The sequence below is a fragment of the Hyalangium versicolor genome (assembly GCF_020103695.1).
GTDB classification, from domain to species: Bacteria; Myxococcota; Myxococcia; order Myxococcales; family Myxococcaceae; genus Hyalangium; species Hyalangium versicolor.
The window spans coordinates 17,053-41,348 of record NZ_JAHXBF010000054.1; the positions used below are offsets into that span (position 1 = coordinate 17,053).

19 protein-coding genes and 1 rRNA gene are annotated in these 24,296 nt (G+C 67.1%); 8 read left to right on the forward strand and 12 right to left on the reverse strand.

Translation table 11 applies throughout. From position 1 onward, the window contains the following. Window positions 1-174 precede the first annotated feature (174 nt). Window positions 175-1,866 (forward strand): DUF4832 domain-containing protein, encoded by a 1,692-nt coding sequence (locus KY501_RS51555; protein WP_224372965.1) that lies wholly within the window; start codon window positions 175-177, stop codon window positions 1,864-1,866. Between the two features lie 43 nt (window positions 1,867-1,909). Continuing rightward, complete coding sequence (locus tag KY501_RS51560) at window positions 1,910-3,184, forward strand: FAD-binding oxidoreductase (protein ID WP_224372966.1); 1,275 nt, start codon at window positions 1,910-1,912, stop codon at window positions 3,182-3,184. A 41-nt stretch (window positions 3,185-3,225) separates the two neighbouring features. Here the strand turns inward: KY501_RS51560 and KY501_RS51565 are convergent, their stop codons facing one another. Further along, the gene (locus KY501_RS51565; protein WP_224372967.1) at window positions 3,226-3,576 is read right to left on the reverse strand and encodes a hypothetical protein; all 351 of its coding nucleotides are present in this window, start codon (window positions 3,574-3,576) and stop codon (window positions 3,226-3,228) included. A gap of 66 nt (window positions 3,577-3,642) precedes the next feature. Here KY501_RS51565 and KY501_RS51570 point away from each other — a divergent pair, with 66 nt between their 5' ends. The 3 genes from KY501_RS51570 to KY501_RS51580 all read left to right on the forward strand — a co-directional run bounded on the left by KY501_RS51570 (window position 3,643) and on the right by KY501_RS51580 (window position 8,496). Further along, on the forward strand, window positions 3,643-4,659 hold the full coding sequence (locus tag KY501_RS51570; RefSeq protein ID WP_224372968.1) for a hypothetical protein: 1,017 nt from the start codon (window positions 3,643-3,645) through the stop codon (window positions 4,657-4,659). A 444-nt stretch (window positions 4,660-5,103) separates the two neighbouring features. After that, window positions 5,104-7,848 carry a CHAT domain-containing protein gene (locus tag KY501_RS51575; RefSeq protein WP_224372969.1) on the forward strand — a complete coding sequence of 915 codons (2,745 nt, stop codon included), beginning with the start codon at window positions 5,104-5,106 and terminating at the stop codon, window positions 7,846-7,848. Between the two features lie 42 nt (window positions 7,849-7,890). Next, window positions 7,891-8,496 (forward strand): hypothetical protein, encoded by a 606-nt coding sequence (locus KY501_RS51580; RefSeq protein ID WP_224372970.1) that lies wholly within the window; start codon window positions 7,891-7,893, stop codon window positions 8,494-8,496. A gap of 27 nt (window positions 8,497-8,523) precedes the next feature. Here the strand turns inward: KY501_RS51580 and KY501_RS51585 are convergent, their stop codons facing one another. The 7 genes from KY501_RS51585 to KY501_RS51615 all read right to left on the reverse strand — a co-directional run bounded on the left by KY501_RS51585 (window position 8,524) and on the right by KY501_RS51615 (window position 16,784). After that, window positions 8,524-9,774: an Hsp70 family protein gene (locus KY501_RS51585; RefSeq protein ID WP_224372971.1), complete on the reverse strand. Its 1,251-nt coding sequence runs from the start codon at window positions 9,772-9,774 to the stop codon at window positions 8,524-8,526. Window positions 9,775-9,897: 123 nt separating this feature from the next. Beyond that, on the reverse strand, window positions 9,898-11,058 hold the full coding sequence (gene secF / locus KY501_RS51590) for a protein translocase subunit SecF (protein ID WP_224372972.1): 1,161 nt from the start codon (window positions 11,056-11,058) through the stop codon (window positions 9,898-9,900). Between the two features lie 12 nt (window positions 11,059-11,070). Continuing rightward, window positions 11,071-12,852, reverse strand: coding sequence for a protein translocase subunit SecD (gene secD / locus KY501_RS51595; RefSeq protein ID WP_224372973.1), 1,782 nt, complete (start codon window positions 12,850-12,852; stop codon window positions 11,071-11,073). Next, complete coding sequence (gene yajC / locus KY501_RS51600; protein WP_224372974.1) at window positions 12,852-13,208, reverse strand: preprotein translocase subunit YajC; 357 nt, start codon at window positions 13,206-13,208, stop codon at window positions 12,852-12,854. The genes secD and yajC overlap by 1 nt, the downstream gene beginning before the upstream one ends. A gap of 158 nt (window positions 13,209-13,366) precedes the next feature. Continuing rightward, window positions 13,367-14,545, reverse strand: coding sequence for a tRNA guanosine(34) transglycosylase Tgt (gene tgt / locus KY501_RS51605; RefSeq protein ID WP_224372975.1), 1,179 nt, complete (start codon window positions 14,543-14,545; stop codon window positions 13,367-13,369). Window positions 14,546-14,548: 3 nt separating this feature from the next. Further along, entirely contained in the window at window positions 14,549-15,634 is a 1,086-nt protein-coding gene (gene queA, locus KY501_RS51610) for a tRNA preQ1(34) S-adenosylmethionine ribosyltransferase-isomerase QueA (RefSeq protein ID WP_224372976.1), read from the reverse strand. A 43-nt stretch (window positions 15,635-15,677) separates the two neighbouring features. After that, window positions 15,678-16,784 carry a SpoIID/LytB domain-containing protein gene (locus KY501_RS51615; RefSeq protein ID WP_224372982.1) on the reverse strand — a complete coding sequence of 369 codons (1,107 nt, stop codon included), beginning with the start codon at window positions 16,782-16,784 and terminating at the stop codon, window positions 15,678-15,680. Window positions 16,785-16,858: 74 nt separating this feature from the next. On the opposite strand from KY501_RS51615, the gene KY501_RS51620 reads away from it, so the two are divergent. The 3 genes from KY501_RS51620 (at window position 16,859) to KY501_RS51630 (ending at window position 18,463) form a co-directional block, all read left to right on the forward strand. Beyond that, complete coding sequence (locus tag KY501_RS51620; RefSeq protein WP_224372983.1) at window positions 16,859-17,398, forward strand: hypothetical protein; 540 nt, start codon at window positions 16,859-16,861, stop codon at window positions 17,396-17,398. A 41-nt stretch (window positions 17,399-17,439) separates the two neighbouring features. Further along, window positions 17,440-17,760: a hypothetical protein gene (locus tag KY501_RS51625; RefSeq protein WP_224372977.1), complete on the forward strand. Its 321-nt coding sequence runs from the start codon at window positions 17,440-17,442 to the stop codon at window positions 17,758-17,760. A gap of 79 nt (window positions 17,761-17,839) precedes the next feature. Next, window positions 17,840-18,463 (forward strand): hypothetical protein, encoded by a 624-nt coding sequence (locus KY501_RS51630; protein ID WP_224372978.1) that lies wholly within the window; start codon window positions 17,840-17,842, stop codon window positions 18,461-18,463. Window positions 18,464-18,474: 11 nt separating this feature from the next. Here the strand turns inward: KY501_RS51630 and KY501_RS51635 are convergent, their stop codons facing one another. The 4 genes from KY501_RS51635 to rrf form a co-directional block, all read right to left on the reverse strand. Next, window positions 18,475-19,710, reverse strand: coding sequence for a KamA family radical SAM protein (locus KY501_RS51635; RefSeq protein ID WP_224372984.1), 1,236 nt, complete (start codon window positions 19,708-19,710; stop codon window positions 18,475-18,477). Further along, a complete protein-coding gene (locus KY501_RS51640; RefSeq protein WP_224372979.1) occupies window positions 19,710-21,080 on the reverse strand; it encodes a KamA family radical SAM protein in 1,371 nt (456 codons plus the stop codon). The genes KY501_RS51635 and KY501_RS51640 overlap by 1 nt, the downstream gene beginning before the upstream one ends. 95 nt (window positions 21,081-21,175) lie before the next feature. Next, window positions 21,176-23,938 carry a serine/threonine protein kinase gene (locus KY501_RS51645; RefSeq protein ID WP_224372980.1) on the reverse strand — a complete coding sequence of 921 codons (2,763 nt, stop codon included), beginning with the start codon at window positions 23,936-23,938 and terminating at the stop codon, window positions 21,176-21,178. 293 nt (window positions 23,939-24,231) lie between these two features. Then, window positions 24,232-24,296 (reverse strand): 5S ribosomal RNA (gene rrf / locus KY501_RS54595); the annotation flags it as partial.

Below are 24,296 nucleotides of genomic sequence, written 5' to 3' on the forward strand. Positions count from 1 at the left end.
GCTGCGGGAATTCCAACTAGTCAACTCTCGACGGTTTTACTGGTATTCCAGCTCGAGAAGCTGATAGTCCTCTGCGCATTTCCAAGAGGGCACAGCATGCACCCGTCACGGCACCGACGCTCCCCTTCCCTCCGCAGGTCATGGGCTCATCTGGCGATACTGTCTTGTGTCCTGATGCTCTGGCCTCCCACGGCCCTGGCGACCATCTCCGCCGTGGTGGTGAGCAATGACGCCACTTCCGTCAGCTATCAATTCCAATACACCGGGACTCCGGCCTACCTGCGCGCGTACATCGACGTCGACCGGAATGCCGCGACCGGGTTCTCGCAACAAGGGATTGGAGCGGACTACCTCCTGGAGAACGCCTCGCTCTACAAACATCTGGGCGGAGGTTGGAGCTGGCAGTTCGTCGCGACCGTGACTCACACGAACACGGGGGGCATCGCCCGCTGGACGGTGACTCGCGCGGACATTGGCGAAACCGCGAGCCCGAATGACGCGGACATCGTCTTCCAGATCGAATCACCTCTCGAGACGTCCGCGAAGTTCACTCACGTCTACAGTGGCGGGACGAGTTCCGGCTCGACGGTCCAGTACACCGCGAGCAGCGCCACCCTCGCCAACCCGGAGCGTGGCTTCTATCACCACACCGGAGACTGCGACAAAAGCGACTTCGTCCTCGCCACGCTGAAGGGCTACCGCGAGAGCCAGAAGATCACCCAGGTCCTCTGCATCTTCTATCTGGCGGAGTTCAAGAACAGCGCCATCAGCCAGGCCCAACTGGATCGCTTCCAACGACAGGCAAATACCGTCCGGTCCGCGGGGCTCAAGATGATCGTCCGGTTCGCTTACACCACCTCGACCGCTGGAGACGACGCACCGCTGAGCCGTGTCACCGCGCACCTGGATCAACTGTCGCCGTATCTGAGCGCCAACAGCGATGTCATCTCCGTGGTGCAGACGGGATTCATCGGGGCCTGGGGAGAGTGGTACTACACCCAGAACTTCGGGAACGCGGGGAGCGTCTCCCAGACTGACTGGAACAACCGCAAGGCGGTGGTGGAGAAGCTGCTCAGCGTCCTCCCCAGCTCGCGCATGCTCCAGGTGCGGACCCCGAAGTTCAAGCGCACCCTCTACGGCACGACGGCGCTCACCTCCTCTCAGGCGTACAACGGCTCCTCGGTGGCGCGCATCGGGCACCACAATGACTGCTTCCTGGCCAGCCCCGACGACTGGGGGACCTACGAGAACACGACCGTGGAGTACCCCTACCTGGCGGCGGAGACGAACTTCGTCCCCATGGGTGGAGAGACGTGCAACGTCAACGCGCCGCGCTCGCAATGCGCCACCGCGCTGAGCGAGATGGGCACGTTCCATTACTCGTACCTGAACACGGACTATGAGCCCTCGGTCCTGGCGAGCTGGACGAGCGGTGGTTGCAGGCCCGAGATGGACCGCCGGCTCGGCTACAGGTTCTCCCTCGTGTCAGGCAACTACCCCACGACGGCCACCCGCGGCGCGGCCATGCCCGTGGAGATCACGATCAAGAACGAAGGGTGGGCCGCTCCTTACAATCCCCGTTCGGTCGAGCTGGTCCTGCGCCACACCACGAGCGGTGCCGTCTACCGTTTTTCCCTGTCCGCGGATCCGCGCCGGTGGGCGCCGGGGACGAACACGACGCTCAGCCAGAGCATCACCCTCCCGACGACGCTGCCCACGGGGAGCTACGCGCTGCTGCTGAATCTCCCGGATCCGGCGGCTTCGCTGAACACCCGCCCGGAGTACGCCATCCAGCTTGCCAACGCGAACGCCTGGGAGGCCACCACGGGGTTCAACGCGCTCAACTGGACCGTGACCGTGCAGTAGACGGCGGGCGAAGTATCGCCATCCCAGCCAGGGTTGAGTGAGCATGAAGCCAATCCCGGTGACGATCTGGAACGGTGCAGCGACCCATCAGCCCGCGCGCGTTATTCCGTGCAGCACGGTGGAAAACGTCCGGGACGCGATCCGGCGGGCCCGCGCCGACGGACTCTTGCTCTCCGTGCTGGGAGGCGGACACGACTGGGCGGGCCGTGCCATCCGACCAGGAGGTCTGGTCGTCGATCTGCGCGCCATGCGGGACGTCCAGGTGGAGGGCGACACGGCCATCGTCAGTGGCGGAGCGACCGCAGCCGACCTCATCGCCGCGGCGGCGCCCACCGGCCAGGTGGCCGCGACCGGGACCGTCGGCGCGGTCGGAATGACTGGCATGACGCTCGGGGGCGGCTACGGCCCGCTCTGTGGAGCGGCCGGCCTCTCGCTCGACAACCTGCTCGGTGCTGAAATCGTGCTCGCCGACGGGCGCGTGGTGACCACCGACGCGCAACACGAGCCCGAACTGTTCTGGGCGCTGCGTGGCGGCGGCGGCAACTTCGGCGTCGTGACCTCCATGCGGTTGAGGCTGCACCCTTTCACCACGGTGCTCGCCGGATCGGTCCTCTTTCCGTTCGGGCAGGCTCGCGACGTTCTCGGGCGCTACGCCGAACTCGCTCGGACAGCACCGGACGCGCTCACGATGCACCTGGGCGTCGTCAGCATTCCCGACAATCCACCGGTCGTGTTCGTCAACCCCACGTGGTGCGGTGACGATGACGAGGGCCTGCACTGGGTGGCGCGCATCGAGGCACTCGGCGCTCCCATCATGTCGAGGGTCGAGCGCGTGCCGTATGCGGAGCCGTTGCGGCGCAACGACCAACTCTTCGCCGCCGACGGCCGGCGTTACTTCATCCGTACCCGCAATCTCTCCGCCCTGACACGGGATGCAGTCTCAGCGCTGGTCACCGCAGGTGAGGCGCGAACGTCTCCACTGAGCACCATCAGCATCCACCATTTCCACGGCACCGCGACCCGCGTTGCCATCTCCGACACGGCGTTTGGGTATCGCGGTGAGCACTTCATGGTCGAACTCATCGCTTCGTGGCCGACGGGCGATGGCACTGAACACCGCCGCTGGGCGGACGAGGCCGCGGAACTCCTGCGGCCCCACGCACTCCCTGGCGGTTACCCGAACCTCCTCGGACCCGAGCACTCCGACCAGATCGCCGACGCCTATGGTCCGAACACCGGCCGACTGCTGGCCGCCAAGGCTGCGTACGATCCTGACGGCGTCTTCACCGCGACGCCCCTGCCTCCGAAACATGCGTGACGATGTTGCCTGCTTCGCCACGCATGTATGTCTATGCGTTTCTACTGAATCTTTTCCCTGACAATCTTGCTCCACGTCTCCTCGCGGAAGGGAATGTCGTAGAGCTTGGGACCCACCATGCTCTCCTTGGCATGCATGAAGGTCAGATTGCGTCGACTGTCCCAATGAAGATGGATGACGCCCACCACGACGCGGGTCTTGGTCAGGCGAATGGGAACCTCCTCGCTATGCGAGCCATCATTCATGAGGCCATCCTGGCGGGTCAGGTACTGGCATCGATCGTCAGTATCCAGATAGATGTTACCGTTCTCGAGTTCCATCCACAGAAGCTCCGCGCTGTTTGGCATACTGGGTTGAATCGGAACCCCGCGATTGGTGGAGAATACGAACATGGGACTCCTCTGGCTTTAGTGATCATGGAACCGTGACAAGAAGGATCTGCTGAGTCAAGGTCACGGATGATGATCGATCTCGAGAAGCTTGCCGCTGTTCCCAGTCCCACTCCGCCTCGGACCTCAGAGTTCGAGCGCGGGATTGCCGATTCCATCGCATTCCTCGGCTCGGATGCGGCGCTGCGCGGCATCGAACTCGATCCGTACTGGCCCAAGTGGAACTCCCCGTGGTGGCACATGCTGTTGCTCCACGAACTCGGCGAAGCACGTCAGATTCCGGCGCGCGCTTCCGCTGCGATGGCCGCGAGGATCGATCGCCTCTTGCACCTCTTCCCAATCCACCCGAGCGATGCTCCGGGCGCCGACACGCAGCGCGACTGTGCCTGCCATTGCGCCCTCGGCACGATGTACCCGGTGCTGGCCGCGTCTGGCATCGACGTCGAGCGCGCGCTGCCTTGGGTCAAACCCTGGTTCGTGCGGTACCAGATGGCCGATGGTGGCCTCAACTGCGACGACACCGCGTACCTCCAGACCGGCGAGTGCCCGAGTTCGATGGTCGGGACTGTCGCGCCGCTCGAGGCCATGCTGCTCGGCGGAGCCGGGGCGAGCGAGCAGCGTGCCTTTGTTGCTCGCGCTGGGGGCTTCCTGATCGATCGTGCCCTCATCCACGGCTCACGGACCGTGCACAACGCCAAGGAGCGCAACTCGGCGGCGGCCTGGCGCGCGCTCACGTTCCCGCGCTTCTACTTCTATGACGTGCTGCGCGGGCTCGCGGTCCTGGTGCGGTGGGCCGAGGTGACCGAGCAGCAACTGCCGCAGGCCGCGGTCGCGACCGTCGTCAATGCCCTCGTCGAGCGCTGGCCCGACGGCATCGTGCGTGTCGAACGCCAGGCCCAGACAGGGATGACCACGATCCTCCCGACGGCCGATCGCTCGCCCAGCCCCCGCGCCGCGGCCTCGCCATTCCCCCTGCTCGACGCAACGAGCAGGATCGGCGAGCCGTCCGAGGCGCTGACGCGGCAGTGGTCCGAGGCCCGCGCCGGCCTGCTCCGGCTCGCCCAGGCGGGGCGCCTCGTCGCCTAGCCCCATCGCCGAGGCCAGGAAGGGGCCAGGGCCTTCCGGTGCCGTGCGCCATGTTCCACCTCCGCGCACCACCGAGCCCTGCTAACCTCTTGGCGCACTGAGGGTCTTGGTGACATGACACGATCACTCCTGCCGCTCCTGGGTTTATTGGTGGGCTGTGTAACCACGCCGGTGCAGTCGTCGGCACAGACCTCGCCCCAGGAGAATTCGAACGCCTGCACCCTCGACTTCGAGTGCCCCGGCGGAAGTTGCAGGTTTGGCGAGTGCTCACCGTTACCCCGGGATCCCGGGATAGGAGAAGCCTGCGTCAGGGGCCTGAACTGCGAAAACAACATCTGCCAGGGTGTTGACTGCCACTGAGCGGTGCGTCAGGCCGGGAAGATCCGGCACCGGCTCCGTTTTAGGGGCATGAGCGGTGGCAGCCATACAGGGGGGGAGCTGGTTTTGAAGGACGGGTGGACGGCGGGAAGCGGCTGGCGGCTGGCCCTAGGGCTGCCTGTCATGGGGCTCCTGGTGGTGGCCACCGTGCTGGGCTGGAGGGGATGGCGCCGAGGCTCGGGGCAGTGGGAGGCCTCGTGGCTCTCGCCAGAGTCCACGCGCACGCTGGAGGCCCGGCTGAGCCACCCCGGTGCGGATCTCCATCGCCCCTACCACGCGGTGGCCCGAGGCTCGGGGGGCACGGCGTTGGACGTGCCACTGGAGGTGCTCGCTCGAATGGAGGCGCAGGGGGATCTGCGCGGGCTGGCGGCCGCGTGCCTGCTGCGCGGTGCGCCGGAGCTGGCGGCCTCCTACCTGGAGAAGGCGGGCGCGTCGCCCGAGGTGGACAATGATCGGGCAGTGCTGGCGCTGCTGAAGGGCAACTCGGCGGGGGCGCTCGAGTTGCTGGACGAAGCCCTTCAGGGGCGTCCTCGTTTCACCCAGGCGCTGTGGAACCGCGGGCTGGCGCTGCGGGAGTTGGAGTTGTGGGCGCTGTCGGCCGAAGCCTTCGAGGCCGTGGCCGCTCAAGGCGAGCTTGGCTGGGCGGACGAGGCGCGGACACGCGGGCAGGCCATGCGCGAGCGACTTCGTGTCGAGCAGCAGCGATGGAACGACGCGACACGCGCGGGCCGGGCGCTCGTGCTGGAACGAGGGAGCGTTCCCGTCGAGGAACTCCAGGCCAGGCCCGACCTCTACCGCCTCTACTTGTATGACGCCATCCGCGCCGCGCCGGACACGCAGCGGCTGCGAGAACTGTGGCCGGTGGCAGAGACACTCGATGCCCACTTTGGGGGCAGCGCGCTGCGAGACGCCGTGCGTTGGGCCGAGGCGCGGGACTTCCAGCGCCGTGCGCCCCTGGCCGCGCTCTACCGGTTCGTCTTCCAGTATGAGCCCGTGCCCGGAGGCATGCCCGCGTACCTCGCGAAGCTACGGGCCACGGGAGAGGTGGACCTCCTCATGGGCACGCTTCTGTTCGCCGGCGAAGTGGGCAAGGACGTAGAGGCATACGCGCGGCTGGCCGAGCAGAGCCGTGACCCGTGGTTCCACCTGATCGCCGAGCACGAGCGAGCCAAGGCCGCCATCGTCCGGGGCGAGCTGTTCCAGGCCGAGCAGATCCTGCTGGCGGCGACGAGGCAGTGCCGGGAAGGAACCCTGGCCTACCGCTGCGGCACGCTCCTGGAACGGCTGGGCATGGTCTACCGCCGGCTCTGGTGGCTGCCCGAGGCCACGCGCAGCATGCAGGAGGCCCGCGGATTCTACGAGCGCAGTGGCATCTGGCCCTCGGAGAACGATCTCCACCTCCAGTTGGGGCAACTGGCTCGGTTGCAGGGACAGAACGTGCTGGCCCGGGCGCTGCTGGACGATGCGCTGGCACACTTCCCGGAGGACTGCGCCATCCGCCAGTTCGTGCGATCCAACGACGCCATGGCCCTGCTGGAAGACCTGCGCATTGAAGACGCGCGCGCGGCCATACGCGAAGGGCTGAGCTGCGGCCGCCTCAAGTCCACCGTGGGGGCCCTGGCCCTGTCCGAGCTCGCGCGCCTGCGTCCGGAGCCCGGGCAGGATTCGCAGATGCCCGCCGCCCTGGAGGCCCTGCGCCGTTCGGGGGGCATCGATCCGGGCGAGCTTGCGCTGCTGTCGCACAGCGAGGGGCGCCTGCTGCTCGAGCAGGACCGTGCTCGCGGCGAGGAACTGCTGCGACACACCATCGCCGAGACGGAGCAATTGCCCCGTACCAGCGCCGAGGCACGCGAGGCCCGGACCTACAGCTACACCGCCCTCCTGATGACGGCAGGGAAGGCGGGCGAGTGGCCCCGGGTGCTCTCGCTCCTGGGCGAGGAGGCAGGCAGCACACTGCCCACGCTCTGCCTGCTGGCCGTCACCGTGGACCGGGAGCGCACGCTGGCCCTGGCGCTCGGCCCTGAGGGGCGCCTGGAGACTCGCTATGATGAGAGTCGGCGGGAGCCTCTGGGCGAGGACGGGCGCGGCATCGTGCCCCAGGAACTCGCCTCGGCGCTGCGCGCCTGCGATCAGGTGAGCGTGCTGGCCCGTCCGCCGCTGCATGGCCGCGCGGGGCTGCTGCCGGATGACGTGGCCTGGCGCTATCTCACGCCTCGTACCTCCAGCCCTCCGCTCGCCCCGGTGCCGTCCCGGCGGCTGGTGGTGAAGGATGTCGAGGCGCCTCCCGCTCTGGGCCTGCCGCGCCTGGGCGCCTGGGAGCCCGCGGGCGAGGGCTTCACCGTGCTCTCTGGCGCGGCGGCCACTCCGAGCCGCGTGCTCGAGGCCATGACCGAGGCGACGGAAGTCGAAGTCCATGCACACGGGTTGATCAACCCCACCCTCTCGGATGCGTCGCTGCTGGTGCTCTCTCCGGAAGCCAGTGGCCGCTATGCGCTCACCGCGGGAGAGGTGCGCTCGCACCCGCTGCGGGGACATCCGCTCATCACCCTGGCCGCCTGCAGGGCCGCGCACACGGCCCACCACCTCCACGAGCCCTTCAGCCTCCCAGTGGCCTTCCTGGAGGCAGGGGCAAGGGCGGTGCTGGCGGCCACCGTGGACATCCCCGACGCGGAGGCAGGGCCCTTCTTCGTCGCGGTGCAAAACCGGATCCGCTCCGGCCAGAGCCCGGCAACAGCACTCCGGGACGTGCGCCTGGAGTGGCTGCGCGACAACCCCGAGAGCTGGGTGCGCGCTGTGCTCGTCTTCGAATGACTCGGTTTCATTCCCCGTGGTTCCACCTCAAGGAGAGACACCATGAAGAACACGCTGCTTCCCACCCTCCCGGCGCCGAGCCTGAGCGGATGCGCCGTCCTGGGGACGGGCTCCCGGACCGGAGGAGGCACGACTGTCCCGTCGGATGAGAGCGTCCCCAAGTCTCCCGCCGAGCAGGTCATCTCGGACCGAGGCCCGGTGCCGGACCTCCCCGCATCGACCCACATCGTCGTGGGGGTGTGCCAGGCAACGGGCGCGTACGTCGCCCTGGGCGTGGACACGAAGTCCTCGAAGTTCACCTTCCTGCTCAGCGGCAAGGAGCCGACGCGGCAGCAGGCCTTCCAGAAGTTCGAAGCGGCGAGCATCCCGGTGACGGTCTACACGGCCACCACGGCGCTGCTGCCGGGCAAGGAGGGAGCCACCATTGCCTTCAACCCCTGCTTGAACCTCCAGTCCGGAGCGCCGCGCGTCCCCTTGTCGACGTCGAGCAATGCCGTCGCGAACATCACGGAGGATCCACCGCCCTCGCCGAAGCCCACGGGTGGCGAGTTCAGCAACCGCCAGGCCTTCGAGGTCCTGAGCTGGAGGACGGCCTTCGCGCTGAACGGCGTGGGCCGTCCAGTCACCGAGGGCGCCTCGCCGTTCTGAGAGGACGCAGCAGCGTCTACAGGCCCCTCAGCGTTTGACGGGGCCGGACGGCGGCGGAGTGCTAGTGGAGGAGCCCAGCCTCGCGGCACTCAGCACCACGGAGGGCCCCGGCTCATCCAGGTACGCGGGAGCGCCGACGAAGAACTCCTTCACCCGCTGCTGGAACAGGGGCATCCGGCACTGCTCACCCACCAGCAGCACCTCGTCCACGTCTCCAGGGAACATCGACTTCTGGGACATGATCTGTTCGCACATCTTCAGCCCCGCATCGATCAAGGGCTTGGCCAGTCCATCCAGCTCAGCGCGAGACAGCGTCACATCGAAGTCCCCGACCTGGTTGCCCACCATGACGGCGAAGGGCACACGCACCCGTGTCTCCGTCTGCGTGGACAGCTGGATCTTCGCGTACTCGGCCGCCCCGGCCACCCGGTAGAGCGCGGCGGGGTTGTTCGCATCCCCAGCCAGCTTCACCCCCGTGGGGAGCTTGCGCATCAGCAGGTCCAGCACGCGCTTGTCCAGCTCGGCGCCGCACAGGGCCACGTTGCCCTCGGTGCCCAGCACCTGGCACTGCCGCGCCGCGTACCGCACGAGCGAAGCCTGGAAACGCCCCCCACCCCAGTCACACACCATGGCCGTGCGCTCCGGCTTGCCCTTGTGCTTCCCAAAAGCCCCCAGCGCCACGGCCGTGGGCTCGGAGATGGTGCGCTCCACATGCATCCCGGCCAGCGCGGCAGCAGCCGCCATGAGCTGGTTCAGCGGGTCATCCTTGCGAGTGGGAGGCTGTGTGAGCACCACCCGGTGCACGGGCTGACGCAGGAAGTTCTGAGCCCGCTCCCGGGCCTCGATCAGCAGCAGGGCCGCCAGCTCGCGCGCGGGAAACGTCCGGTCCCCGAGCACCACCGCGGGGAACCCATCATCCCCCTTCACCACCTTGCAACGGAGCTGGTCGTACAGCCACTTCACCTTCTTGTCCCCGTACGGCGCGGACATGAGCCCCTTGATGCCCCACACGGCCAGTGCGGGGTTGGCGGCCTGCTGTCCCCGAGCCGGGTGCCCGGTCAGGATGCGCCCACCCGGCCCGAGCGCCACGACGGAGGGCGAGCCCTCCGAGCGCTCCGCGGGGATGCACACCGGGTTGAAGCCCTGGATGGCCGCGACCCGGCAGTTCGTCGTGCCCAGGTCGACCGCGATGACGGGCCCGATACTGCGAGTGGAGGAATCCGGGGGACGAACACGATCGAGCGGACAGTCGGTGACGTGGGTCGGAGCCTGGGTCATCGCCGAGGCATTCTAGCGGAACCCAGCCGCGCACTTCTGCCCCCTATCTGAAAAAGCGAGGGCCCTCGCTCCCACTGGGGGAGGAGGGCCCTATACGCCTCCAGGGGAACCCGGAGAAGCGGGCTAGGCCGTCTTGGGCTTCATGTCACCCTTGCCGCGGGCCTCACGGGCAGCGGCGCGCTCATCCAGCCAGATCGTCAGCGGGCTGGCGATGTACACGGACGAGTAGGTGCCCACGACGATACCCACGAGCATCGCCATGGCGAAGTCCCAGATCTCTCCCACGCCGAAGATGAGCAGACCGACCAGCGACAGCGCCGTCACGAGCGAGGTGAGCAGCGTACGGGCCAGGGTGTCGTTGACGGCGATGTTGATGACCTCGGGCAGCGGCTTGCCCTTGTACTTGCCCATGTCCTCGCGGATTCGGTCGTAGATCACGATCGTGTCGTTGACCGAGTAGCCGATGATCGTGAGCAGCGCCGCGATGGCGGTGAGGTTGAACTCGCGCCGGCTCACCAGATAGAAGCCGGCCACCATCACCACGTCGTGGAGCATGGCGAGCAGCGCGCCCGGGCCGAACTTGAAGTCGAACCGGAACGCCACGTAGATGAGGATGGCCACCATGGCGTACACCAGGGCCGCGATGCCCTTGTTGCGCAGCTGCTTGCCGACCTGCGGACCCACATAGTCCACGCGGCGCTCCTGGAAGTCCGGAGCCGACAAGCCCTTGCCCAGCGCGGCCTTCACCTTGTCGGCCATGCCGCTGGCCACCACCTGGTAATCCACCCCGCCGCCCTGTGCCGAAGGCAGCGTGCGGATTTCCTGCACTCCCGTGCCGGAGGCCTCCACGGCCTGCTTGATGGCATCGGTCGACAGCGCGCTGGTCGCACGGACGTTGATGATGCCGTTGGACAGGTCCGGGTAGACGTTCTTCACGTTGCCGAGCGCGGTGATGGAGGCCTTGGCCTTCTCGGCGTTCTCCAGGGTGAGCTGCGTGACGCCGCCCATGCGAAGGAGGAAGGTGTTCTCGTCCGACGAGCCGATGTTCTGCACCGACACGTCATGCAACCCGCCATCCTCGGCGCGCTTGCGCACGTCGGCCGCGGAGATGGGCTGGTTGAACCTCAGCTCCACCACCGTACCGCCCGCGAAGTCCACGCCGAAGTTGAAGCCCACCGTGGCGATGCCGATGATGATCGCCAGGTTGATGAGCGTCGACGCGAAGATGGCAACCTTGCGCTTGCCGATGAAGTCGATGTTCGTCTTGTGCTTGATGAGGCGCATGGCGTCCCTTTCTCAGACCGAGACCGTCTGGGCGTTCCGGCCGTGGACGAAGTAGGTGGTGATGACGCGCGTCACGACGATGGACGTGAACAGCGACGCCAGCAGGCCGACGATGAGCGTCGTGGCGAACCCGCGGATGGGGCCCGTGCCCGTGGCGAAGAGGATGAAGCCGGCGATCAGCGTCGTCACGTGCGCGTCGAAGATGGTCCAGAACGCGCGGTCATAGCCCTGGTCCACCGCCTGCCGCGCCGTCTTGCCGTGATCGAGCTCCTCGCGGATGCGCTCGTTGATGAGCACGTTGGCGTCCACCGCGATGCCCAGCGTGAGCACGAAGCCGGCGATGCCCGGCAGCGTCAGCGTGGCGTTGAAGAGCGCCAGGCCGGCGAGGATGAGCAGGCCGTTGAGCAGCAGCGCCACGTCCGCGATGAGGCCCGTCTTCTTGTAGTAGACGGCCATGAAGAGGACCACGAGCGCCAGGCCCACCAGCGCCGCCAGGCTGCCCTTCTTGACGAGCTCCTCACCCAGCGAGGCACCCACCTGCCGGATCTCGCCCACCGTCACCGGGGCCGGCAGCGCGCCCGCCTTCAGCACCAGCGCCAGCGTGTTGGCCTCCTGGAACCACTCGTCGAACGACTTGCCACCCGCGCGGCCCATGGTGATGCGCGCGCTGCCTCCGCCGATCTTCTCGTTGATGCGCGGCGCCGAGTGCACGTAGTCGTCCAGGACGATCGCCATGCGCTTGCCGACGCTGGCCTCGGTGAGGTGCTCGAACTCGCGCGCACCAGCCGCGTCGAAGGTGATGTTCACCTCGGGCTCGTTGATCTGGCTGATGTTGGCGCTGGCGCTCTCCAGGCTCTCACCGGTGAGCGGCACCTCGCGGCTCACCAGGTAGGTGCGGTAGGACAGGCACTCGTTCTTCTTCAGTGGGTTGGCCACGCACTCCAGCAGCACCTGGCGGCCTTCCGGCACCTTGCCCTTTACGTAGTCCAGCAGCGGCACGCGGTTGGGGCTCGACAGCTGCGGGAAGCCCTCCTCGCTGATGACAGTGATGCCGGCCTCGGCGGGAGGCGGCGTCTTGTTGAACATCTCCTGGAAGAAGGCCGGGTTGGTGTCATCCACCATTCGGAACTCGAGCTGCGCGGTGGTGCCCACCAGCTCCTTGGCCTGCTCCGGATCCGAACGGCCCGGCAGGGAGATCTGGATCGAGTCCGTGCCCAGCTTGCGCACGTCCAGCTCCGCCACGCCCCACTTGTCGATGCGGTTGCGGATGACGAGCATCGCCTGGTCCACGGACTCCTGCTCGAAGCGCGTCACCTGGCTCTCGTCCGGGGCCAGCACCAGCTTGGCGCCGTCGCGGCTCACCTTGGTGAAGTCGGTGAAGGTGTTGAGCACCTCTTTCTCGATGGCATCCATGGTGCCCGGATCCTTGGCCGTCAGCGTCAGCTGCAGCTGCTCGGGATCCGTGTCCGTGGTCACCTCGCCGATCTTCTTGTCCTGGGAGACCCAGCGCCCGATCTGCTGGCCGCGGCGCTCGGTGCGCTTCTGCAGCGCCGTCTTGGTGTCCACACGCATCACCATGTGGATGCCGCCCTGCAGGTCCAGTCCCAGGTTCAGACGGTACTTGGCGGGGGGCGCGATCTTCCACGCGTCCAGCTTCTGCTGGAGCAGGGCGATGTTGTTGCGCTCCGCCGGAGTCATCTGCACCAGCGAGACATACGTGGGAATGAGCAACCACAGCGTCGCCAGCGTCACCGCGACGATCATCCCGAACTTCCACCACCAGCCGCGGTCCATTACTTCTCCTCCTTCTTGTCCTCGGGCTTGGCTGCGCCCTGAGCGTCATCAGTGACCGAACCCTTGGCGTAGATGGACCGCTTGAGCACGCGGATGCGCACCCCGTTGGCCACCTCCAGCGTCACGGTCTGCTCGGAGACGACCTGGATCTTGCCCAGGATGCCACCCTGGGTGACGACCTCGTCGCCCTTCTTGAGCCCCGCGAGCAGCTCGCGGTGGGTCTTCGCCTGCTTCTGCTGGGGCCGGATCATCACGAAGTACATGATGGCCACCAGGAGGGCGATGAAGCCCATGTTGACCAGAGGGTTGGCCCCTCCGGCCGCAGCCTGCGCCAGAATCAGGAAGCTGTCTGCCACGTACGGCCTCGTCGCTTGGAAAGGTTCGGACCCGACCCCGACCCGGGTGTGGGCAAAGGTCGACCCAGAAGGGTGCGCCTCTTAGCAGTAGCCTCCTTCGTGAGCAAGTGAACGCAGGAGGTTGCGGGCCCTTCCCAACACCTCGCCGTCCCCCGTGCTCAGCGAGCGCGGGTGCGCTCGGCCTCCTGATCCGCCGCACGGGCACGGAACTCGCGGGCGAAGGTGGCATAGCGATCCTCGGAGATGGCGCGGCGCACCTGGGCCATGAGGCCCAGGAAGTAGTGCAGGTTGTGCAGCGTGTTGAGCCGCATGGCGAGGATCTCCTGGGCCACGAAGAGGTGGCGGAGGTACGCCCGGCTGAACGTCCGGCAGGTGTAGCAGGAGCACGCGGGGTCCACCGGACGTGGGTCCTTGGCGTACACGGCATTGCGGATGACGACCTTGCCCTCGGAGGTGAAGAGCAGGCCGTTGCGGGCGCAGCGGGTGGGCAGGACGCAATCGAACATGTCGACGCCGGCCTCCACGCAGGTGACGAGATCCACCGGGGTGCCCACGCCCATCAGATAACGCGGCTTGTCACGCGGCAGCAGGGGCGCGGAGTAGGCGACGCCGGCGTGCATGGCCTCGGGGGTTTCCCCCACGGAGTAGCCCCCGAGCGCGTAGCCCGGCAGGTCCACGGCGCAGACTTGCTCGGCGTGGGAGCGGCGCAGGTCCTCGTGGAGTCCGCCCTGGACGATGCCGAAGAGGGAGGAGCGCTCGCGGCTCCAGGCCTTGGCGCAGCGGTGGAGCCAGCGCGTGGTGCGGGCCATGGACTGCTCCATGTACGAGCGCTCGGACTGTGCGGGCGGGCACTCGTCGAAGGCCATGATGATGTCGGCGCCGAGCGTCTCCTGGATGTCGATGGAGCGCTCGGGGGTGAGCATCTGGCGCGAGCCGTCCAGGTGGGACTGGAAGGCGGCGCCCTCCTCGGTGATCTTGCGCTTCTCGGCGAGGCTGAAGACCTGGAAGCCGCCGCTGTCGGTGAGCATGGGCCGATTCCAGGAGATGAAGCGGTGCAGGCCGCCCATCTCGCCCACGAGCGCCTCTCCGGGCCGGAGCATGAGGTGGTAGGTGTTGCCAAGGATGATCTGCGCATCCAGGGTGAGCAGATCGTCCGGGCCCACGGCCTTGACGCTGCCCACGGTGCCCACGGGCATGAAGATGGGAGTCTCCACGGGTCCGTGAGGGGTGTGCACGCGGCCGCGCCGCGCCTTGGAACCCGAGTCCTCGTGGAGCAACTCGAAGCGCACCAGGCTCGGTGCCACCCGGGTGTCTCCCCTGCCCTTCTGCTCGCCCATCGCTTACTCCGTCACCAGCATGGCATCGCCATACGAGAAGAACCGATAACCCGCGCTCACTGCCTCGCGGTAGGCCGCCAGGGCGCGCTCCCGGCCCAACAGGGCGCTCACCAGCATGACCAGCGTGGAGCGCGGCAGGTGGAAGTTGGTGAGCAGCGCGTCCACCTGGCGGAAGGTGAAGCCCGGGCGGATGAAGATCACGGTGTCTCCCATTCCGGCGCGCAGGTGGCCTGTCTGGGGATCCGTGGCGGACTCCAGCGTGCGCACCACCGTGGTGCCCACCGCGATGACGCGGCGGCCCTCGGCCTTGGCGGCGTTGACGGCGGCGGCCGTCTCCTCGGAGACGCCGTAGCGCTCCGGGTGCATCTTGTGCTTGTCGAGTTCCTCTTCGCGCACGGGGAGGAAGGTGCCCGGCCCCACATCGAGCGTCACCATGGCGCGCTGGATGCCTCGGGCCTCCAGGGCCGAGAAGGTGGCCTCGGTGAAGTGCAGCCCTGCGGTGGGCGCGGCCACGGAGCCAGAGGAGCGAGCGTAGACGGTCTGATAGCGCTCGGCGTCCGCGGCATCCGGCTCGCGGGTGATGTAGGGGGGCAGCGGCAACCGGCCGGCCTGGGCCAGCAGTTCCTGGAACGAAGCGCCCGGAGGTGCATGGAAGCGCACCCGGTACTCGCCGCCCCCGAACGCCTCGAGCACCTCGGCCTGCAGTCCGCTTGGGAAGTCGATCCGGGCCCCGGGCTTGAGGCCCTTGGAGGCCTGTCCGAGACACAGCCAATCACTGGCCTCGGGAGCCTGGGCGAGCGCAGTCGAAGTCAGCGTGCTGGCGGCGGGACGGACGACGAGCAGCTCCACCCGACCGCCGGTGCCCGCCTTGGCGCCGAGCAACCGGGCGGGGATGACGCGCGCATCGTTGAGGACGAGCAGATCACCCTGCCGCAGCAGCCCGGGCAGGTCCGAGAACTGGCGGTGCTCCCAGGCGCCAGAGGCCCGGCTCACGGTCATGAGGCGCGACGCATCACGCGTGCCCAGGGGCTTCTGGGCGATCTGGGCCTCGGGCAGCTCGAAGTCATAGTCGGAGAGACGGGACGACACGAGGGGGGCTTGTAGCAGCCTCGGTGCCGCCCCGAAACCGAACTCAGTAGAGCTGCTGGAGCTCGGCCCCCGGGTAGTAGTGGGAGAGGATTTCCTTGTAGCTCCAGCCGCCCTCCGCGAGCACCTTGGAGCCCCACTGGCACAGCCCGGCGCCATGGCCATAGCCCCGGCCAGTGAACTGGTAGCCGCGCGAGGTGCGCTCCACCTCGAAATCCAGGCTCTTGAGCTTGGTGTAGCCCAGGCGCTGGCGGAAGCGGGCGCCGTCCAGGGAGACCCCACCGGCGGTGGCCACGCGAGTGACCCGATGCGTGGCGGTGCGGCCGGCGATGCGCAGTCCGTCGGGAGAGCCTTCGAGCGCCTCGCGGAGTTCCTGCTCGCTCACGGTAGCGGTCCATCGGCTGGCGGGAAGCTTTCCACAGGGGCAATCGACGGCCTGGAGGTAGGGAAGATCGCGCTGGAGCGCAGCCTGGCCGGATTCGGTGTGTCCGCCGCACGAGGCATGGAAGTAGGCCTCGATGGGCGCGAGTTCATAGGTAAGCACCTCGCCCCGAGTGGCCTCCACGGCGGCACGGGTGCGCGAGTCCTCACTGTTGACGCCGCCGTACACCTGATGGAGCACGCTGCTGCCCATGTAGAAGGCGCTCCCGTAGGCCTCGAGCTTCTTCTGGAGGGCATAGGTGCGGGAGGCCACGGCCTGGGCCTTGAGGGCCTCCAGCGGGAAGGAGACGGGCATCTCGCTGCCGAGCACCGCCGCGAGGTAGTCCTCCAAGGGGATGACATTGATGAGCTGCAGACCATCCCGGTACAGGCGCACGACGACGTCTCCCCGGACCTCCATGTCCCCGGCGCGGATGGGAGCATCCCCGGGGACACCGGCGTCATCGGACACCCAGCCGGCGCGGAAGCGCACGGCGTCTCCGACGATGGGAGCCCCATTGAGCTCGAGCTTCCGTCCACGCCTCCGCACCGTCACGCGGCTCTTGCCGAGCGACTGGAAGGAGGCCTCCTCGACATCCATCCCCATGGCCAGCCCCTGGCCGCTCAGCAGGACCTCGTCTTTGCCTTCGCTCATGGCGATGCGCATCGTCTCCACCGCGAGCGAGGGCGAAGCCGTGAGCAGGACGAGGAGCAGTGCAACAGGGCGCAACAGCATGGTCCAGAGTGTAGGAGCCTCCGATCGCGGCTCAAGAAAACGGCCAGCGGATGAGGGAGACTGATGTGCCGATGCCCCCCGCCTTCGATCCCTCACAGCTGGCTCCCACCGCGATTGGAACCCTGCTGCGAGACCTGCCCCCCCGCCCGGCCGCGCTGCTCCGGAGACGCCTGGTCCAGAGAGCGCCCCTCGACGCGAGTGCTGCCTTCTATGGAGTGACGCCGGAGGCACTCTCGGTGAACCTGCTGCGGGAGGCGCTGTCACTGACTGCGACGGCAGGAGGAAGTGCCCGCCCGCCGGGGAGCGCCGAGGAGGAAGCCGCCTGGGCCCGTCAGCTCACGGCGGCGCTGGAGCGGGAGACGGCCCCGGTGAGCCCGGCCCTGGTGGACACGGTGGCGCTCTGCCGGAGACTGCTGGCGGTGGGCCCAGAGGTTGAATCGGCCCTCGATGCCGCCGAGCGCGCGGAGTCCGCCTCGCCCCGTCGCCAGCGGGAAGACCTGCTGCGACGGGTGGCGGTGGGGCTGCTGCTGGCACTGGCCGCCTGGTTCTACTGGACACGCCCTCCAGATCCCCCGACACCCCCACCCCGCTTCCTTCCCTCGGGGCGCTGAGCGCGCTGGACGAGGCTGGAGGAGGCGCATAAGGGAAGGCCATGCGCGCTTGCAGCCTTGCCCTGTTGGCCCTGGTGCTCGCTGGCTGTCCCAAGCAGGTGGAACGGGTGGCCGGAACGGACGACTCGCGAATCGACGACGCCTCGGCGCGGCTCGAGGAGTTACGGCTGAAGGAGGAGTCCGAGAACCTGTCCTGCGTGGAACGGTGCGCGGTGGCCCGGCAGACGTGCGCGGTGGGAGAGGAGCTGTGTGGGATGGTGGACGCCCACCCGGACCGGACGGACCTTCCGCCGCGTTGCATCCAGGCACGGGAGCAGTGCGCCCAGGCGAACTCGGGCTGTACGCGGTGCCAGAACGGCTGAATGAAGGGAGTCGGCCAACGAGCGGATTGCCCGGGTACCCCTCCCCCCCCTAGATTGAGGCAACCTTCGAGGAGCCGTCATGCCCCGCCCAACGTCTGTCCTGCTCGTCGCCTCCTGGCTCGCCGTGCCGGGGCTGGCCATGGCGCAAGAGGACCTCACGCCGCAGAAGATCGCGGAGATCCGGCGGGACGAGCAGGCCTCTCAGGCCAAGGTGAACGCGGCCTACGGCAACCGGAAGCCCTCGGAAATGAGCAACGAGGAGCGCGGCCAGGCGGCGAGGGAGCAGCAAGCGGCGGGCATGGCGGTGCTGGAGAAGCACGGGGTCTCGGACAAGGAGTACTCGCGTCACGTTGCCAGGATGGGCCGAGAGGAGAGCGCGGCCGTCGCCCGGGAAGAGAAGAAGCTGGACGACGAAGCGAAGGCGGCCCAGGCGGCGCGAGACGCCAAGGCGGCCGAGAAGAAGCGGATCGAGGAGGAGGGCCTGCCCCCCGACCAGATCCCCGTCCAGCGGGGCTTCAGCGACGAGAACCCGGTGGTGCTGGAGTCGACGGGGGATGATGTGGTGGAGGTAGAGGAAGGCCTGCCGGCGAGCGAGGAAGGCCTCGAGGCGATGCCCGCGGGAGACGCCACAGTCCCCGTCGAGGAGGCTGCGCCAGCGGCTCCGGCCCCATCCCACGGAAAGAAGTCGAAGAAGAAGAAGTAACCGGCGGGGCCTCAGCGAGGCCGGGACCGCCACACCTCGTCATAGGGGCAGGAGCAGTCGACTTCCTGGGGCTCGGGGTAGGCGTACTGCTGGCCCTTGAAGTTGCGGAAGATCGTCTCCCGTTCTCCGCGCTCCACGACATAGTCGGGCTGGAGGGTGACCTTGCCGCCACCGCCGGGCAGGTCCACTGCGAGGTGCGGCACCGCGAGCCCGGTGGTGTAGCCGCGGAGTTGCTGAAGGATCTCGACGCCCTTCGCGATGGGGGTCCGCAGATGCTCGCACCCTTCGGCGACATCCATCTGGTGGAGGTAGTACGGCCGGACGCGGATGCGCAGCAGGGCGTGATTCAGCTCCTGGATGATGCGCGCATCCGAGTTGAGCTGGCGCATGAGCACGGTCTGGTTCTCGACGGGGATGCCGTGGTCCACCAGGCGTTCACAGGCCTCACTGGCCTCGGGAGTGATTTCCTTGGGGTGATTGAAGTGGGTCACCACGTAGAGGGGCGCATAGCGCCGCAGCGTGCGCGCGAGCGAATCGGTGACACGCATGGGCAGACACACCGGCACGCGAGTCCCGATGCGGATCATCTCCACATGGGGGATCTCATGAAGCGGCGCGAGCAGCTCTTCCAGACGTGTGTCGCTGAGGAGGAACGGATCGCCGCCGGAGACGAGCACATCCCGCACCTCGGGATGGTTGCGGATGTACTCGATGCCGCGGCGCATCTGCTCCTTGCTGAGTTCGGCCTCCCCGCCCTTGGTGATGCGGCGGCGGGTGCAGTGGCGGCAGTAGACGGAACAGGTATCCAGCGCGAGGAAGAGCACGCGGTCCGGATACTTATGGACGATGGCCTCCTCGGGGCGCGTCTTGTCCTCTCCCAGCGGGTCAGCCAGCTCACCGGGGCGGATGCGCGCCTCCTCGCGCACGGGAATGGACTGCATGCGCACGGGGCAGAACGGATGCTCCGGGTCGATGAGGGACAGGTAGTACGGGCTGATGCCGATGCGGAACAGCGAGGCCGTCTCCTGAACGCCGGCGCGTTCGCTGGCCGTGAGCGACACATAGCGCTCGAGCTGTTCGAGGTTGCGGACGGCGTGGCGCTGCTGCCAGCGCCAATCACCCCACTCCGCATCGGTGGCATGAGGAAACAGGCGCTTGCGCCCTTCCGCACTCCCAGGGGCGCGGCCGGCCCGAGCCTTCGAAGGGCCTGCCGCTGGAACCACGGGAACCTGGCCGGACGAGTCCATCACGCGGCCTTGAGCTGCTCCCGCCACCACGCCTGGCCGGACTCGGGCAGGGTATCGATGGGATCGAAGTACTCGTACTTGCGATTGAGCGCATCGGGGTCATTGGCCTCGATGGCGGTGCGGTAGTTCTTGGTCCAGTACGAGATGCCCTTCTCCTTGTCGTACTCGGCGACCTGGTGGACCCAGCGCTTGCCGACGAAGGGCACGTCACAGACGATGCGCGGCGTAGCGAAGCCGGGCATGTAGCCCATGATGTCGTGCTGGAGCTTCTGGGCCTGGGCGACGGACAGGCGCCAGTGCTCCGAGTTGGGGATCATGTCGCACATGTAGAAGTAGTACGGCAGGATCTTGGCGTGGTCGAGCAGGGTGAAGCAGAGGTCCAGCAGGGCGTGGGCGCTGTCATTGACGCCGCGCAGCAGGACGCCCTGGTTGCGCACATCGCGGAAGCCCATGTCGAGAATCTTACGCACAGCCTTGCCCACGAGCGGAGTGAGCTGCTGGGCGTTGTTGACGTGGGTATGGAGCGCCAGGTCCACGCCGCGCTCGATAGACTTCTTGGCGAGCCGATCCAGCCCCTGGAGGACGCTGTCCTGGAGGAAGTGCTGGGGGATGCCCATGAGGCCCTTGCTGGCCAGACGGATGTCCCGGATGTTGGGGATGTCCATCAGGGAGCTGACGAACGGCTCGAGCTGCTGGATGGGCAGGTTGGCGATGTCGCCACCGGACACGACCACATCGCGCACGGTGGGCGTGCGGCGCAGGTAGTCGAGCATCTGCTCGTAGCGCTCCTTGGGACCGATGGCGAACTTGTGCTTGTGCACCTGGGGCACGTCATTGCCCACCAGGTCCATGCGCGTGCAATGGCCACAGTACTGGGGGCAGGTGGGCAGCATCTCGGCCAGCACCTTGGTGGGGTAGCGATGGGTGAGGCCCTCGACGACCCACATCTCGGCCTCATGGAGGCTGTCCCGGCTGGCCTTGGGATGGTTGGGCCAATCGGTGCGGCGGTCCGCGAACGCCGGGAGCATGTAGCGGCGCACCGGATCGCTCCAGAGGTCCTCCAGGTTCATGGTGTTGAGCATCTGCGGTGGGAGCAGGAGCGACATGGTCGCCCGCTCCTTCTGGTCGCGGTCGATGCTCTCGGCCAGGTCATCGGGGAGGAGGGAACCCAGGGCGGCCTTGAACTCGCGCAGGTTCTTGATGGTGTGCTTGCGCTGCCAGAGAGCGCTCTCCCAGTCGGCGGCGGAGACGTCCTTGTAGGCAGGGATGCGCCGCCAGTCGGGCTCGAGAAATTCCCGGCGGGTCGGGTACGAGATCGGCTGAGGAGCGGGGCCGGACTCGGCCGGCACTCGGCTGGGCTTCGTTTGCATGGCGACTTACCTTACCGTGAAGCTCCGTCAGCGAGAGCAGTCCCGCCGCGGTGGCCCTCCATATCGAACAATCGAGGAGGGTGACAGATGCCCGCTCACTCGATGGGCACGCCGATCAGCTTGGCCACTTCGGCGTCCGTGATGGTAACGGTCTGGGGCTTGGTCTGTTTGCCGTTGAGCTTGAAGACGATCTTGCGGTTGCCGAGCGGCAGGAGCAGCGGGTTGCCAATGGCCACGGGGGTGTCGCGCCCCGAGTACTTGCCATCCACCCAGATCTGGGCACCTGCGGGCTTGGTGCTCGCGGCGAACTTGCCCGTCTTGGTCGAGGCCTTGGGGGTGCTCGCGACAGGCGGCGGCTTGGAGTGCTCGACGGGCTTGGGAGGCGGCTCCTTGGGTGTTTCCTTGGGAGGTTCCTTCTCGAGCGCGACCTCGACCTTGACCTCGGTATCGCCTTCGGACTCAACCTCACCCGAGTACGTCTTGTAGCCGGAGCGGCGAGCGACGAACTTGTAGGTCTTCCCGATGGTGAGATTGGTGGCCTTGGCATTGGGCGTCTGGCCCACGGACTTGCCATCGACCTGGATCTCGGCACCCGAGTCTCCGACAAAGAGAGCCACGAACGTCTTCGGCTTCTCGGACTCGGGAGGCTTGGGAGTGTCCTGCGGCGTCTTGGGAGTCTCCGGATTCTTGGTACCGGACTCAGGAGTGCCTGGATTCTTCGCCTGCGTGTCGGGCGAACCGTCCCCTTGAGCCACCTTGTCGGGCTCAGGTGGCTTCTCCTGGGAATCGGGCTCCCCGGTACCTGCGCTGGCCTCGGGCTTCAGCTTCAGGACAACGGGGGCAGGCTTCTGGCCCGCGACGACGGTGATCGACTGCTCGAGCGGAGCGAAGCCGGGAGCTCCGGCGACCACGCGGTGCGGGCCGGGCTCGAGATCGATGACGGAATTCGGTTTGACGGGCTGGCCGTCGACGCGGAGCACCACCTGAGCGGTCTGAGGCTCTACAGCGAACATGACGCTGCCACTGCTGGAGCGGGAGGTGACCGCGACGATGATGCCGATCACGCCCAGGAACAGCACCGCGCCGCCAGCAGCGATGAAGACCTTGGGATTGACGGGCTTGCGGGGCCCTGAAGGGCTGGGCTTGGCGGGCTTGCCAGCCTTGGCAGGGGCTTTCTTCGCGGGGGGCGCCTTGCCCACCACGGGCGAGTCATCTTCTTCCAGGGCCTTGCTGCTGGAATCCGACTCCTCGGCCTCATCTTCTTCCGCTCTCTGGGAGCGGCCCTTGGCGGAACGGCCCTTGGCGGGCCTCACGCTGTTGTCCGAATCCTCTTCCTCGGCGTCATCACGATTCTCGGCGCCACCATCGCGAGAAGTGGGCGCCGGACCAATCATGGTGGCGCCACCGAAGTTCTCGGGTTCGCCGTCACCGATGACGACCTGGGGCTTGGCGCCATTCTTCCCCTTGCCACGAACGGCGGGCAGCGAACCGGTGGGCCTTGGGGCCGCCATGGTGGACTCGCTGGTGAACGGGTTACCCGTACCATCGAGCGTCTCGTTCTCATCGAGCGGAGTCTCTCCCGTGGGGCTGTCCTCGAGAGGATTGGCGTTCTTGCCAGTGGAGCTGTCGTCGAAGAGCACGCCCTCCGCTCCACCGCCGAGGGCCATGGAGGAGTCGACGATCTGGGTCTTGTCCCCTGCCCCATCCATCTCGGCGAGTTCCTCGGCGGAGGGAGGCGGAATGAGGGGCGGCGGAGTCTGGGCAGAGGAGCGAGATGCCGGGGGCGAAGGCTGCGGCCCCACGGGGGTGACCATGGACGGTTTGCGGTGCGCGCGCGACGGCGGCGAAGGAGTCGAGGTAACGCCCGAGGATTCGATCTGGTCAGGCTTCTCGATGGCTGCGAAGCGCTCCATCTTCTCCGCTTCACGCAGCATGTCTTCGGCGAAAGCCTCCTTCATGTAGGAGGACAGATGCTTGCCGGAGTAGATGGCGTCCCCAGCGAGGAGGAAGCGCATCAGGTCTTCCTGCAGATCCGACGCCCACTGGTAGCGCTCCTCGGGCTCGCGGGCGAGCGCCTTGAGGACGACCTTCTCGAGACCTGCGGGAATGTTCGGATTGAACTGGCGAGGCAGCGGGACTTCGGCGTTGCGCACGGCCTCGAGCGTGGAGAAATCCGACTCGCCGACGAAGAGCTTCTCGCCTGTGAGCATCTCGTAGAGGATGACACCCACGGCGAAGATGTCGCTGCGGCGGTCGATGGGCATGCCGCGGACCTGCTCGGGGCTCATGTACCCGAACTTGCCCTTGAGAATGCCAGCCTGAGTCTTCTGCGCGCGGTTGGCGGCCTTGGCGATGCCGAAGTCGATGATCTTCACATCACCCTCGTACGAGACGAGGATGTTCTGCGGAGACACATCGCGATGGATGATGGAGAGATCCTGGCCGCGCGCATCCTTCTTGCGGTGCGCGTAGTCGAGTCCCTCGCACATCTTCGAGGCGATGAAGACCGCCTGAGCGGTCGGCATGATCTCCTTACGGCGCCGGTAGCGCTCGAGAATGGTGCGGAGATCCCTTCCCGCGACGTACTCCATCGCGATGTAGAAGGTTTCGTCGTACTTCCCGAGATCGTGGATGTGCACGATGTTGGCGTGATTCAGCTGAACGCTGATCCGCGCCTCATCGATGAACATCGTGATGAACTCCTGGTCCTCGGCCATCGTCGGGAGGATCTTCTTGATGGCCAGGAAGCGCTCGAAGCCCTCCACGCCGAAGGCCTTGGCGATGAACACTTCGGCCATGCCGCCGACGTTGATGCGCTCGAGGAGCAGGTACTTGCCGAATGTGGTAGGCCGCTTCATCTCGTGGAGTCGCCTCGACCCGGGCAGCAACGGTGCCATCGGAGGCGGTGGAATGCCGGGCGGAGCCTACGGACTCTAGACGGAGCAGCAACGGTCCGTCAAACAACACTGCACTCCGAAATTACCCAGAGAATCCAGGGGCTTGGGAAGATTCTGGCGCTCGTCTGGCCCGCTCCTCGCCGTACCGGGGTACGAGGCAGGCCGCCAGGTCAGCCAGCGGCGCAGAAACCAAGCCCAAAAAAAGAAACGCCCCTGGAGCCCAGTGAAGGGCGCCAGGGGCGCAAGAGAAAAAAATCCGGCAGCGACCTACTCTCCCACGCGGTTTCCCGCGGAGTACCATCGGCTCTGGAGGGCTTAA